General features: G+C 63.7%; 12 protein-coding genes. 6 read left to right on the top strand and 6 right to left on the bottom strand.

Features of this window, described 5'->3' with window-relative positions:
* Nucleotides 1-35: 35 nt before the first annotated feature.
* From BLQ92_RS23595 to BLQ92_RS23620, 6 genes are all read right to left on the bottom strand, one after another.
* Nucleotides 36-1,187, bottom strand: a complete 1,152-nt coding sequence (locus BLQ92_RS23595; protein ID WP_244106358.1) for a Gfo/Idh/MocA family protein — start codon at nucleotides 1,185-1,187, stop codon at nucleotides 36-38.
* Between the two features lie 77 nt (nucleotides 1,188-1,264).
* Nucleotides 1,265-2,323, bottom strand: coding sequence for a sugar phosphate isomerase/epimerase family protein (locus tag BLQ92_RS23600; protein WP_090687013.1), 1,059 nt, complete (start codon nucleotides 2,321-2,323; stop codon nucleotides 1,265-1,267).
* A gap of 58 nt (nucleotides 2,324-2,381) precedes the next feature.
* Nucleotides 2,382-3,344 (bottom strand): substrate-binding domain-containing protein, encoded by a 963-nt coding sequence (locus BLQ92_RS23605; protein WP_090687015.1) that lies wholly within the window; start codon nucleotides 3,342-3,344, stop codon nucleotides 2,382-2,384.
* Nucleotides 3,345-3,400: 56 nt separating this feature from the next.
* Nucleotides 3,401-4,414, bottom strand: coding sequence for an ABC transporter permease (locus BLQ92_RS23610; RefSeq protein ID WP_090687016.1), 1,014 nt, complete (start codon nucleotides 4,412-4,414; stop codon nucleotides 3,401-3,403).
* Nucleotides 4,395-5,882 (bottom strand): sugar ABC transporter ATP-binding protein, encoded by a 1,488-nt coding sequence (locus BLQ92_RS23615; protein WP_090687018.1) that lies wholly within the window; start codon nucleotides 5,880-5,882, stop codon nucleotides 4,395-4,397. Before BLQ92_RS23615 ends, BLQ92_RS23610 begins: the two co-directional genes overlap by 20 nt.
* 3 nt (nucleotides 5,883-5,885) lie before the next feature.
* A complete protein-coding gene (locus BLQ92_RS23620) occupies nucleotides 5,886-6,935 on the bottom strand; it encodes a LacI family DNA-binding transcriptional regulator (protein WP_425194949.1) in 1,050 nt (349 codons plus the stop codon).
* 258 nt (nucleotides 6,936-7,193) lie between these two features.
* Between BLQ92_RS23620 and BLQ92_RS23625 the strand changes: the two genes are divergently transcribed.
* From BLQ92_RS23625 to BLQ92_RS23650, 6 genes are all read left to right on the top strand, one after another.
* Nucleotides 7,194-7,847, top strand: a complete 654-nt coding sequence (locus BLQ92_RS23625) for a protein-L-isoaspartate O-methyltransferase family protein (RefSeq protein ID WP_090687020.1) — start codon at nucleotides 7,194-7,196, stop codon at nucleotides 7,845-7,847.
* A 13-nt stretch (nucleotides 7,848-7,860) separates the two neighbouring features.
* Nucleotides 7,861-8,184 carry a rhodanese-like domain-containing protein gene (locus BLQ92_RS23630; protein ID WP_090687023.1) on the top strand — a complete coding sequence of 108 codons (324 nt, stop codon included), beginning with the start codon at nucleotides 7,861-7,863 and terminating at the stop codon, nucleotides 8,182-8,184.
* 189 nt (nucleotides 8,185-8,373) lie between these two features.
* Nucleotides 8,374-8,856: a DUF2844 domain-containing protein gene (locus tag BLQ92_RS23635; protein ID WP_090687025.1), complete on the top strand. Its 483-nt coding sequence runs from the start codon at nucleotides 8,374-8,376 to the stop codon at nucleotides 8,854-8,856.
* A 31-nt stretch (nucleotides 8,857-8,887) separates the two neighbouring features.
* Nucleotides 8,888-10,219: a DUF3443 domain-containing protein gene (locus BLQ92_RS23640; RefSeq protein WP_090687027.1), complete on the top strand. Its 1,332-nt coding sequence runs from the start codon at nucleotides 8,888-8,890 to the stop codon at nucleotides 10,217-10,219.
* A gap of 198 nt (nucleotides 10,220-10,417) precedes the next feature.
* Entirely contained in the window at nucleotides 10,418-10,855 is a 438-nt protein-coding gene (locus tag BLQ92_RS23645) for a DUF2844 domain-containing protein (protein WP_090687029.1), read from the top strand.
* 32 nt (nucleotides 10,856-10,887) lie between these two features.
* Entirely contained in the window at nucleotides 10,888-12,360 is a 1,473-nt protein-coding gene (locus BLQ92_RS23650; RefSeq protein ID WP_090687032.1) for a DUF3443 family protein, read from the top strand.
* Nucleotides 12,361-12,615 lie beyond the last annotated feature (255 nt).

The raw sequence follows: 12,615 nt of genomic DNA on the forward strand, positions 1-12,615 counted from the left end.
GGGCACCGCAGCATCTTACCGCGTCGTCCCAATGCTTACCCGCCCCGCACTTCGTGGATCTGTCCATGGGCCGCGCTGCTTGCGAGCACCGCTTCGATGAAGTGCAATCCGGCGACGCCGTCGTCTACGGTCGTCAGAAGCCGGCTTTCCGGCGGCAGCGGCTGGCCGGCATTTAACGCCTCGATCTGCAGCGCCGCGTCTTGATAGAGCTGGGCGAACGCCTCCAGGTAGCCTTCCGGATGCCCGGGCGGAACGCGCGTCGCATGCGCGGCGATCGCGCTTCGCACCCGGCCACGGGTGAGCCGCTGCGCGAGACCGCCAAGCGGCGTGAGCCACAGTTCGTTGGGGTTCTCCTGATCGAAGGATAGACCCGCTTTCGTGCCGTATACGCGCAGCCGCAGCGCGTTCTCGGCGCCGCTCGCCACCTGGCTTGCCCACAGCATGCCGCGCGCGCCGTTCTCATAGCGCAGCATCGCCTGCACGTGATCGTCGACGCGGCGGCCCGGCACGAAGGTGTGCAGTTCGGCCGACAGCCACTTAGGCTGCATCCCGGTCACAAACGCGGCCAGGTGATACGCATGCGTGCCGATATCGCCGAGACACCCTGCCGGGCCGGCCTGCGACGGATCGGTACGCCAGCCGGCCTGTTTGTTGGTGCCGGTCGTCTCGATCGGCTCCGCCAGCCAGTCCTGCGCATATTCGACCTGCACGACGCGCACCTCGCCGAGTTCGCCGGCCTCGACCAGTTCGCGCGCATGACGCACCAGCGGATAACCGGAATAGGTGTGCGTCAGCGCGAACAGCAGGTGCTTCTCGCGCGCGAGCTTCGCCAGCGCCTGCCCTTCGGCGAGCGAGACCGCGAGCGGTTTGTCGCAGATCACGTGAATCCCGGCTTCGAGAAACGCCGTGGCGACCGGCGCATGCAGATGGTTGGGCGTAACGATCGCCACCGCGTCGATGCCGTCGTCCTCGCGCGCGGCTTCCGCTTGCGCCATCTCGCGCCAGTGCGCGTAACTGCGGGCAATGCCGGCCTCCGCCGCGCTTGCCGCGGCTCGCTGGGGATCGGACGACAGGGCCCCCGCCACCAGTTCGAAGCGATCGTCGAGGCGCGCGGCGATCCGATGCACCGCGCCGATAAAGGCGCCCTGCCCGCCGCCGACCATGCCCAGGCGTAATTTTCGTGTCATGGGAGATGCTCCTTTGATGATGCGTTTGGGCGCGCGTCGCCACATGGGTCGTCGCGCCAGCGCGCGACGCCGCTTGCTCAGAGGCCCAGCAGGCGCTTCAATTGCGCAGTGTCTACGCCGCTGCCGGCGAAGTCGTCGAACGTATGTTCGGCGACACGAATGATGTGACGGCGAATGAACTCCTCGCCCTCGCGTGCGCCATCTTCCGGATGCTTCAGTGCACATTCCCATTCGAGGACGGCCCAGCCCGGGTAATCGTACTGCGCCATCTTCGAGAAGATCGCGCCGAAGTCGATCTGGCCGTCGCCAAGCGACCTGAAGCGGCCCGGACGTTCGGTCCAGCCGCTGTAACTCCCATACACACCGGCCTTGCCCGTTGGACGAAACTCCGCATCCTTGACGTGGAAGGCTTTAATGCGCTCGTGATAGATATCGATGAACGCAAGGTAATCGAGTTGCTGCAAAACATAGTGGCTCGGATCGAACAGGATGTTCGCGCGGTGCCGTGCGCGAGTTCCGTTCAGGCGCTCCAGAAAACGCTCGAACGTCACGCCGTCGTGCAGGTCCTCGCCCGGATGCAGTTCGTACGCAACGTCCACGCCCACCTCGTCGAATGCCTCGAGAATCGGCGTCCAGCGGCGCGCGAGTTCATCGAAGGCGGCGTCCACGAGGCCCGCGGGCCGCTGCGGCCACGGGTAGATATACGGCCAGGCCAGTGCACCGGAAAACGACACATGCGTGTCGAGCCCGAGACGCCGCGACGCCTGCGCCGCCAGCTTCAGTTGCTGGATGGCCCACTCGGTGCGCGCCGCTGGATTGCCGCGCACGTGCGGTGCGGCGAAGCCGTCGAACAGCAGGTCATAGGCCGGATGCACCGCCACCAGTTGCCCCTGCAGATGGGTCGCCAACTCGGTGATCTCGACACCGGCGTCGGCCACCACGCCCAGCAGATCGTCGCAATATGTCTGGCTCGCCGCCGCCTGCTCGAGGTCGATCAGGCGTGCGTCGACCGGCACCTGAATCCCCTCATAGCCGAGCTTGGCAGCCCAGCCGGCCAGGTTCTCCAGCGTATCGAAGGGCGCCTTGTCGCCCAGGAACTGGGCGAGATAGATCGCCGGCCCCTTGATGGTTTTCATCGTGTCGCTCCTCGCTCAAAGCCTGGGCCGCACGCCGCCGGGCGCGCGGCCCAGCACATCAAAACGGCGAATCCGGGAAGTAGTAGTCTTTGGCATTGTCCTTGGTGATGAGCACCGACGGCACGATCGTCGTCGGCGGCAACGTCTGGCCCTTCAGACGGGCTTCGGCAGTCAGCTTGATCGCGTCGTAGATGAACTTGGGCGAATACGTGACGTCCGCGTTGATGAGCCTGTCGCCATCCATCACACGCTTGACCATCTCTTTCGAGCCGGCGCCGCCGAGCACTTCCTTGATGTCCGTGCGCTTCGCCTGATCGATGGCCTTGAGCACGCCCACCGACATGTCGTCATCGGCGGACCAGACCGCATCGATATGCTTGAAGCGCGTCAGGTAATCCTGCATCACCTTGAACGCGTCGTCGCGATTCCAGTTGGCGTATTTCGCGTCGAGCACCTTCACGCCGGGACACGCCTTCAATGCGTTGGTGAACGCGGTATAGCGTTCGTTATCGAGCGTGGTCGGAATGCCGCGCAGCGCAACGATGTCGCCCTGGCCGTTCAGCGTCTTGCAGAAGTACTCGCCGGCGAGTCTGCCGAAGGCAGTGTTGTCGCCGGCCACGTAAGCGTCCTGCGCACTGGTGTCGGTCAGGCCGCGATCCACCACGGTCACGTAGATGCCTTTCTTCTTCACCTGCGCTACGGGCTGGGTCAGCGAAGCCGATTCATGCGGGAAGATCACAAGCGCGTTGATCTTGTTGACCGTGACCATGTCCTGCAACTGGTTGGCCTGTTCCGGCGCGCTCGCCGAGGTTTTGAGGATCACTTTCAGGTCGGGATGCGCCTTCTCCAGGTCCTCCTTGGCCTTGTTGGCCCACCAGTCGATGCCGCCGGTAAAGCCGTGATCGGCCGTCGGTATCGCCACGCCCAGAACGACCTTGTCGTCGGCGCGCGCTGCGCCCGTCGTCCCCAGTATCCCCAACGCCAGCACGCCGGCGCCGACCGCTCGAATGACCTGCTTCATGGTTGTGTCTCCAGTTTGTGAGCGCTTTCGTGCGCCCCGGATTTTTGCACTGCTGCTTAGCGTCGCCCACGCTGCAAAAACGCCACGACGATAATCACCGCGCCCTGCACCGCCGCGTTCAGATACACGCTGATGATGCTGGTCAGATTGAGAATGTTCGCGATCACCGAAAGCAGGATCGCGCCGATCACCGTACCGATCACGCGTCCCTCGCCGCCCTTGAGCGCGGTGCCGCCGACCACCACCGCCGCGATCGCCTCCAGTTCCCACAAGATTCCAGTGGTCGGCGTGGCCGAACCGAGCCGCGGCACGTACAACACCGTCGCGACGCCGACGCAAATACCAAGCAGTACGTAAGTAACGATCTTGACCGTATCGACGCGGATCGCCGCGTAGCGCGCGACCTGTTCGTTCGAGCCGATTGCCTGCACATGCCGGCCGAACGCGGTGCGGTTGAGGATCAGCGTGCCGCCCGCCGCCACCACGAGAAACACCCAGATCGGCACCGGCACGCCGAGCAGGCTCGCGTAATAGACAGGGCCGTAGAGATCGCTCAACGAGTTGTTGAGCGTGAGCGCGCCGCCGTCGGCGAGCCATGTGAGCACCGCGCGAAAAATGCCGAGCGTGCCCAGCGTGACGATGAACGGCTCGATGCGCCCCTTGGTGATCAAGAGGCCGTGCGCCCAGCCGAACAGTCCACCCAATACAAGCGCAAGCACGATGCCGATGGCGATGATCGCCAGCGGCGCGAGGGTGTGGCCGCCCACGCCCGCCGACAAGCCGTTCATCAGCCAGATCATGCTGCCGGCGATCAACGCGGCCATCGAGCCGACCGACAGATCGATGCCCCCGGAGATGATCACGAAGGTCTCGCCGACCGCGATGATGCCGATGAACGAGGTGCGGGTGAGCACGTTCATCAGGTTATCGATGGTCGCGAAGTCATGATTGAGCAGCGTGCCGGCGATGCACAGCACGATGAGGCCCGCGAGCGGCCCCAGCCCATACAGATGGTGCGCGAGACGCAGCGCACGTCCGGATTGCGCGGCTTCAGTGGGTGCCGGTCGCATGAGCGATCAACTCCTCTTCGGTCAGGTGGTCGAGATCGAGCGTGGCCTGCAGGCGGCCGGCGCGCATCACGGCGACGCGATGGCACAGGCCGATCAGCTCGATCAGCTCAGATGAGATGACGATCACCGCGCGCCCCTGGGCGGCGAGCCGGTGAATCAGGAAATAGATGTCGCGCTTCGAGCCGACATCGACGCCGCGGGTCGGCTCGTCGAGCACCACCACGTTCGGGTCGGGCTGCAGGAACTTGGCGAGCGCGAGCTTCTGCTGGTTGCCGCCCGAGAGCATGCGGGCGCGGCTCGACAGGTCGCCGGTGCGAATGCCGAAATCGCTGACCGCCTGCTGCAGGGCCACCCGCCCCGCTTTCAGATCGAGCAGCGGATGCGTGTAGCGCTCGAGCGTCATCAGCGTGAGGTTGTCCTGCAAGTTCAGATTGACGTGCAGTGCCTTGCCTTTGCGGTCCTCGCTGAGGTACGTGAGACCGTGGCGCATGGCATCGCGCGGCCTTTTCACATCGACCGCGCGCCCGCCAATCTCGATGCGCCCGGCACTGCGGCGGCGCAAGCCGAGGATCGCCTCGAAGGCTTCTGTACGGCCGGCTCCGACCAGACCGGCGAAACCCAGCACTTCGCCCGCGCGCACTTCGAAGCTCAAATCTTCGACCCAATGCGGCACGACGAGGCCTTCGACCTTCAACGCGAGCGCGGCGTCAGCGGCCACCGGCGCCTTGTCCGGAAACATGTCGGACACGTCGCGCCCGACCATCAGGTTGGCCATCTGCTGCCGCGCCAAGCCGGCGGTTGCGCCGCGCGCGACGAAGCGGCCGTCGCGCATCACGATTACCTCGTCGGTGATGTGCTCCACTTCGTCAAGCTTGTGCGAGATGTAGATGATCGTGACGCCGTCGGCCTTCAGTCGCATCATCAGCGCAAACAGGCGCTCGGTTTCGGCGGGCGTGAGCGTGGCGGTCGGTTCGTCCATGATCAGGAGCCGCGCGTTGCGCGAGAGCGCCTTGGCGATCTCCACCATCTGCTTTTCGGCGACGATCAGATCGCGCACCTTGGTATCCGGCGGCTTCCTCAAGCCCACCTGCGCGAGGTAGCGGGTTGCCTCGGCGCGCATCGCCGCGTCGTCGAGCAGCCAGCCACGGCGTTTTTCGTGGCCCAGATACATGTTCTGCGCAATCGACAGATGCTCCGCCAGGTTGAACTCCTGGTGAATCAGCACGATGCCGGCCGTTTCCGCCTCGCGCGAACTGGCAAACCGCTGCGCTGCGCCGTCGATCAGCAGCGTGCCGCTGGTGGCCGCCTCGTAGCCGGCGAGGATTTTCATCAGCGTGGATTTGCCCGCCCCGTTTTCGCCGAGCAGGCCGTAGATGCGGCCGGGCGCCAGCTCGAAGCTCACGCCGTGCAGCACGCGCACAGGGCCGAAGTCTTTGCGGATGTCGTCGAAGCGCACGGCGAGGCTCATCGCTTAGGCACTCCTGCGAATCACGAGCCGGTGTGGCAACAGCACACCGGGGACGTTTGCCAACGGATTGGCCAGGCGCTGCAGCAACAGGCGCGCAGCGGTTTCGCCGAGTTCGCGCATCGGCTGGGCAATGGTGGTGAGCGGCGGGTCGATCTGGGCGGCGAGCGAGATATCGTCGAAGCCCACCACCGCGACGTCGTCCGGCACCCGCTTGCCGACACTGCGCAAGCCGTTGATCACGCCGATCGCCAGCGTGTCCGACACGGCGAAGAGCGCGCTGGGCGCGTCGCGTTGCGCCATCAAGAGCGCCGCGGCGGAAGCACCCGCCTCGTAGTCGAGGCTGTTCAGATTCATGCGCCAACGCTCGTCCGGCGTGATGCCGGCATCGCGCAGCGCGTCGAGATAACCCTGCTGGCGCTGTTTCGCGTACAGGTAGGCGACGTCGGAATTGATCAGGCCAATGCGGCGATGCCCGCGCACCAGCAGATGCCGCACCGCATCGCCGGCGGCCCGGTAATTGTCGATGCCCACATATGGCACGCCGACCGCCGGATCGAACTCGCAGCACGCCACCCACGGCAGCGCGCCGGACTCCTCGGCCAAGGCCTGCTGCACGGTGGCCGGATCGAGGCAGATCGCGCCGTCCGCGCGGCGCCGCCGCAACAGGTCGAAATAGCTGCGCTCGCGGCCGGGATCGGCGCCGGTGTCGCACAGCAGCATGAAATAGCCGTGCTGACGGGCGACCCGGTCGATGCCGCGGACGATTTCCGCGTAAAACGGGTTGCCGACGTCCGGCACCATGGTCAGCAGCAGCCGGCTTTCGGCGGTCCGCAGATTGCGCGCCAGTTCGTTGACGCGGTAGCCGCTCGCGGCCACCGTGGCCAGCACCTTGTCGCGCGTGGCGGGACGCACGTTGGCGTGGCCGTTCAGCACCCGCGAAACCGTCGCCACCGACACCCCTGCCTGCTCGGCCACACCGGCAATGGAAATGCCGTCCGGCGGGCCGAACTCGGCTCGAGGCGCTGCGGTTCCGGATTCGCGCAGTCTGGGCACGCTCTTCTGTCCCGAAAATGTAATCGATTACATTCTTGGGCGATGGCACACCGAATCGCAAGGACCGTCTCGTAGGGACTAACACGGAGCCGGATTGCGGCACGGCCGGCGTGGGGGCGCCCGCTGCTTATCCCGCTGCTTGCCCCGCGTTCCCGCTTGCCTGCCCGTCTGGGGAGGGGTTTCACCCGTGGTTTGGTACAATTCCACGGTTGTCCCGACTCCAACGGGTCGCACCTAAACCGAACCGCCGAATCCACCATGAATATCGAGCAAGCGCGTTTCAACATGATCGAACAGCAGATCCGCCCCTGGGAAGTGCTCGACCAGGACGTGCTGAACCTGCTCTCCATCGTCAAGCGTGAAAATTTCGTCCCTCCGGTCTACCGCGAACTGTCCTTCGTCGACTTCGAAGTGCCGTTGCCGGCTGGCCAGCACATGCTGGCGCCGCGCGTCGAAGCACGCGTGCTGCAGGAACTGGCGGTGAAAAAGCACGAAAGCGTGCTGGAAATCGGCGCGGGCTCGGGTTATATGGCAGCACTGCTCGCGCATCGCTCGCAACACGTGCTGACGGTGGATATCGAACCGGAACTGGCTGAACTGGCCAAGGCCAACCTGGCCGCCAACGGCGTGCTGAACGCGGAAGTCGTGACCGGCGACGCGTCGCGCGGCTGGCCCGCAGCGGCGCCGTACGACGTCATCTGCGTGTCCGGCGGCCTGCCGGTTCTGCCGCAGGAGATCCTCGATCATCTGAAGATCGGCGGCCGTCTGGCAGCGTTTGTCGGCACCGCGCCGGTCATGAAGGCGCAGATCATCACGCGTATCGACGAGAAGCAATATCGCATCGCCGATGTGTTCGAAACCTACGTCGAGCCGCTGATCAACGCCGTGCAGCCGCCGCGCTTCAAGTTCTAAGGATGTCCCGCTGATGCAAAACCTGACCGCTCCCGCTCTTGCCGAATGGCTGGCCGACAAATCGCGTCCCGCGCCCGTGCTTCTCGACGTGCGCGAGCCGTGGGAAATCCAGACGGCGTCGATTGCCGGCGCCATCTCGATTCCGATGCGCGAGATTCCGGCCCGCAGCGAAGAGCTCGACGATGATGTGCAGATTGTTTGCGTGTGCCACCACGGCGCACGCAGCGCGCAAGTCGCAATGTTCCTCGAATCGCGTGGGCATAAGGACGTGTTCAATCTGCAAGGCGGGATCGATGCGTGGTCGCGCCAGGTGGATCCGGCTGTACCGACGTATTGATTCGCGGGTGGGTTTGCTGTCGTGAACCCAATCAGCCGGATTGGCAAGAAACGTTGTATCTGAGAGCCACCCATGCGGTGGCTTTTTTTATTCCATAGCGAGATTTCGCGTCCCACGTTAGGAAGTTTCCGGCGGCCCAGTTAGGTAGTTGAAGGCAACATGCTCCGACCCAATTTTCGGAGCAGTCTGATGAGATTCGTGAAGATCGCATTGGCCACAGCGACGCTGTTGCCGCTCACCTCCCACGCTGTGCTCGGGGGCGCCCCCGCTGCGGGGTCATCCGCTCCGATGTCGCTTCGCGCTACGCAGCAAGCCGCATCGTCCGCCCCATCACCCTCGGCGTCCGCACCCACGTACTCCACCGCATCCTATTCGGTGCATGAATCGCGTGACGCCGACGGCATCACCGTGCGCGAGTATGTCCTGCCGAGCAACGTTGTCTTCGCGGTCACCTGGCAAGGCCCAGTGCGACCCGACATGAATGCGCTGCTTGGCAGCTACTTCCCCAACTTCGTCTCCGCGGGCGAAGAACGCTTGCGCGGCACTGGCACGCTGATCCAGCACAACGGCGAGTTGCAGATCGAGTCGGCCGGCCGCCCTGGAAACTTCTTCGGCGTGGCCTACCTCCCGCGCCTCATGCCCGCCGATCTTCGTGCCAACAACCTGCAGTAACGCGCCGCCGCTTTCCCGGAACACAATCAAAATGAAGACGTTGAACAACACCCTTGGCATCGCGCTACTGAGCGTCAGCGTGGTCCTCTCAGCATGCGGCGGCGGTGGCTCTGGAAACAGCACATCGAACAGTGGCATCAACTGGCCGGCCTCAGCAAGCTGGCCGGTTACGCCCACGCCGCCGTCGCCGCCCGTCGACGCGAGCAACACGGTGCCGATCGTCGTCGATACCTCGATGGCAGGCGTCAACCAACCGTCCGTCACGGTCACGCTGTGCCCGCCGGGAGCCGCCGACAACAGTCAGTGCGTGACGGTGAAGAATATGCTCGTCGATACCGGCTCGGTCGGCGTGCGTGTTGCGAGCAGCGCACTGCCCTCTGCGCTGAAAGCCCAGTTGTTGACGCAAGCGGGTGCCACCGACGATACAGTCGGCTCCGCGCCGATCGTCCAATGCGCGCTATTCGCTTCCGGTTACGTGTGGGGACCGGTCAAACGCGCGGATGTCACCATCGGCAGCAAGAAGGCGAGCAATATCCCGATCCAGGTGATCGGCGATGGCGGCTATACCACGCCCGCGGACTGTATCTCGCGTGGCGGCCCGAACCTCAGCCCGCTACTCGGCTCCAACGGCAGCCGCGCCTTCAATGGCATTGTCGGCATCGGCCATTCCGTGCGCGACAGCTCGGCTGCGGTGAAATCGCTGATACCGGCGGGCTACTACTATTGCTCGAGCACAAACTCATGTACCAGCACGCGCATGCCGCTCGCCAAGCAGGTCATGAACCCGGTCGCGGCTTTCGCTACCAATAACAACGGCACCATCATCCGCCTGCCTGCGTTGCCCGCTGGCGGACAGGCCAGCGTGACGGGACAACTGATATTCGGTGTCGGCACGCAGTCGAACAATGCGTTGCCGACCAATCCGAACATTGTGCCAGTGGATGGCAACGGCTTTTTCACGACGCAGTATCAGGGCCGCGTGATCATCAATAGCGCGATTGACAGCGGTACCAACGGCTACGCCTTCTCGGATTCGACGATTCCCACCACGGGCGAGTGGTATGCACCGTCGAGCGTGCTTGGCCTGTCGGCAACCATGGAAGCCACCAACGGGACCAGCAAACCCATCATGGTGCCCTTCTCGATCGGCAACGCGGGCAACGTGATGTCGAGCGGCTACGCTGCGTATGACAACGTCGGCATGTACCTCTCCAGCCTGCCTGTTTACGATGTCATCAGTAACAACATGCTGTCCGAAGAGGGCTTCCTCTGGGGCCTGCCGTTCTTCTATGGGCGCAGCGTGTACACCGTACTCGAAAACACCAAGGTGGGCTCGCAAGCAGGGCCGTTTGTCGCGTTTTGACGGGGGCGGGGTTTGCGATGGCGGGCCGGTGCCGTGGGGTGCCGTCCTGCTTTTGTCGCGAAATTCCACCTAAATCATTACGTCCCTGAGGACAGCCCTACCAATGACGGCTTTTCCTGCTGATCACCAGGAAATTTCTCACGCTTTCCTAAGCAACACGCTGGCAACATGCTCCGACCTATTTTCGGAGCAAATTTGATGAAGTTTGTAAAGATCGCGCTGGCGATTGCAACGTTGTTGCCGCTGGCTTCCCACGCGGCGCTGGGTGGCGCGCCGGGCGCAGGTTCATCCGCTCCGAAGGCGGTGCGCTCGATGCTGCAGAATACGGCGGCCTACTCCGTGAACACCTCCGTCAACGCCGACGGCGTCGCCGTGCGCGAGTACACGCTGCCCAGCAACGTCGTGTTTGCAGTCACGTGGCAAGGTCCGGTGCGCCCGGATATGACCGCGCTGCTCGGCAGCTACTTCCCACGATTTGTCTCCGCGGCTGAAGCACGCCCCCATGGCATCGGTCCGATGATCGAGCGCAGCAGCGACCTCGTGATCCAGTCTGTTGGCCGTCCCGGCAATCTCTTCGGCAAGGCGTATTTACCACGCCTTGTACCGGCAGGCGTCAGCATCGACGATCTGCAGTAAGACGAATTTGCACGTTTGCGGAATACTCGATTATGAAGAAGATTAACAAGACGCTTTGCTTCGTAGTGCTTGGCGCTAGTGTGGTGGTCACGGCCTGTGGCGGTGGTGGTGGTAGTGACAACAGCGATGCAAATGCGTCGCAAGATAAGGGCGTGAAGCCTGTGCCGGTTACGCCGAGTCCGAGTCCGGCGCCCGCTCCGAGGCCGGCTCCGGCTCCGACTCCGGTTCCGAGCCCAAGCCCGAGCTCCGACCCGACCGCGAATACTGGTTCGGGTTCGGGTTCGGGTTCGACGCCGACTCCGACTCCGACTCCGACTCCGACTCCGACTCCGACTCCGACTCCAACTCCAACTCCTACGCCGACACCAACTCCGACTCCCGTCACCAACAACACCGTACCGATCATCGTCGATCGCACGTTGAACGGCATCAACAGCCTCTACGTGACTGCCACCATTTGCTATCCCGGCATGCAAGGGAGCAGCCAATGCGCGACCGTCGATCACATGCTGCTCGACACCGGCTCCGTCGGCGTCCGCGTTGTAGCCAGCGCGCTGGGCTCGGCACTCGCATCCCAATTGCCAGCCCAAACCGGCGCCACTAACGACCCGACCGGTAATGCGCCAATCGCACAATGCGCGCAATTCAACTCCGGTTACACTTGGGGGTCGATCAAACGCGCAGACGTGACAATCGGCAATGAGCTCGCGGGCAATCTGCCGATCCAGGTGATCGGCGACGGAGCGTTTGCCACCCCGTCGGATTGCATCACAAACGGTGGCCTAAGCCTAAACACGATCAGCGCGCTCGGTGCAAAAGGGGTCATCGGCATCGGTCCGGGCATACGCGACTTTCCCGCCGCTGCACAAACCACCTTGTCAGCGACCTACTACTACTGCACGTCGTCAGGCTCATGCACCAACACGCGTGTGCCACTCGATACCCAGGTGATGAACCCAGTCGCCGGCTTCATGTCGGACAACAACGGCACGATCATCAGCCTGCCCGCGTTGCTGCCGGGCGGTCAATTAACCGCCACTGGGCAATTGACATTCGGAGTTAGCACCCAGCAGAACAATACGTTGCCGTCCAACGTGAACATCGTGCCGCTCAATCAGAATGGTCTGTTTGCGACCGTGTACAAGGGGCGCACGTATAGTTACAGCGCAATCGACAGCGGTTCGAACGTGTACTTCTTCCCTGATGACGGCACGATTCCGACCACGCTCGTCTGGTCGGACAAATGGTATGGGCCACCATCGCTGCTCAGCCTGTCGGCAAATCTGAAAGCGAGCAACGGCAGCGGTACACCCGCCACTGCAACGTTCTCGTTGGGCAACGCCACCAATCTGTTGGCAAGTGGGTACGCAGCCTACGACAGTCTCGGCGCACCGATGTCCGGCGCCTTTATCTGGGGTCTGCCGTTCTTCTATGGCCGCAACGTCTACACCGTGCTCAACAACGCCAAGGTTGGTTCGCAAACCGGGCCGTTCGTCGCGTTCTAAATCGCGACAACACCAAACCAACTGAAACAAGAACAAGAGGCCGGCGCCCGCAAGGCGCCGGCCTCTTGTCATTGCGGCGCGCCAACACGCCCCTCTCAAACCGACCTCACCCGGCGCAAATCTCCGCACGCTCATGCACAAACCCGCGGCGGCAATGCACCGTACCCGCCCGTTGGCGTCCAGGCACGCTTCGTTGCAGCGCGACACGCACCGCAACGAAGCGAAATGCCACAGATTGCACCAGATTCGCGCACG

This window comes from Paraburkholderia phenazinium (assembly GCF_900100735.1).
Taxonomy (GTDB): Bacteria; Pseudomonadota; Gammaproteobacteria; order Burkholderiales; family Burkholderiaceae; genus Paraburkholderia; species Paraburkholderia phenazinia.

What these genes read in the sequence shown, in the direction of transcription:
- BLQ92_RS23650 (WP_090687032.1), top strand. Translation starts at nt 10,888, where the DNA reads ATGAAGAAGATTAACAAGACGCTTTGCTTCGTAGTGCTTGGCGCTAGT.
- BLQ92_RS23605 (WP_090687015.1), bottom strand. Translation starts at nt 3,344, where the DNA reads ATGAAGCAGGTCATTCGAGCGGTCGGCGCCGGCGTGCTGGCGTTGGGG.
- BLQ92_RS23635 (WP_090687025.1), top strand. Translation starts at nt 8,374, where the DNA reads ATGAGATTCGTGAAGATCGCATTGGCCACAGCGACGCTGTTGCCGCTC.
- BLQ92_RS23595 (WP_244106358.1), bottom strand. Translation starts at nt 1,187, where the DNA reads ATGACACGAAAATTACGCCTGGGCATGGTCGGCGGCGGGCAGGGCGCC.
- BLQ92_RS23600 (WP_090687013.1), bottom strand. Translation starts at nt 2,323, where the DNA reads ATGAAAACCATCAAGGGGCCGGCGATCTATCTCGCCCAGTTCCTGGGC.
- BLQ92_RS23625 (WP_090687020.1), top strand. Translation starts at nt 7,194, where the DNA reads ATGAATATCGAGCAAGCGCGTTTCAACATGATCGAACAGCAGATCCGC.
- BLQ92_RS23640 (WP_090687027.1), top strand. Translation starts at nt 8,888, where the DNA reads ATGAAGACGTTGAACAACACCCTTGGCATCGCGCTACTGAGCGTCAGC.
- BLQ92_RS23630 (WP_090687023.1), top strand. Translation starts at nt 7,861, where the DNA reads ATGCAAAACCTGACCGCTCCCGCTCTTGCCGAATGGCTGGCCGACAAA.
- BLQ92_RS23645 (WP_090687029.1), top strand. Translation starts at nt 10,418, where the DNA reads ATGAAGTTTGTAAAGATCGCGCTGGCGATTGCAACGTTGTTGCCGCTG.
- BLQ92_RS23610 (WP_090687016.1), bottom strand. Translation starts at nt 4,414, where the DNA reads ATGCGACCGGCACCCACTGAAGCCGCGCAATCCGGACGTGCGCTGCGT.
- BLQ92_RS23615 (WP_090687018.1), bottom strand. Translation starts at nt 5,882, where the DNA reads ATGAGCCTCGCCGTGCGCTTCGACGACATCCGCAAAGACTTCGGCCCT.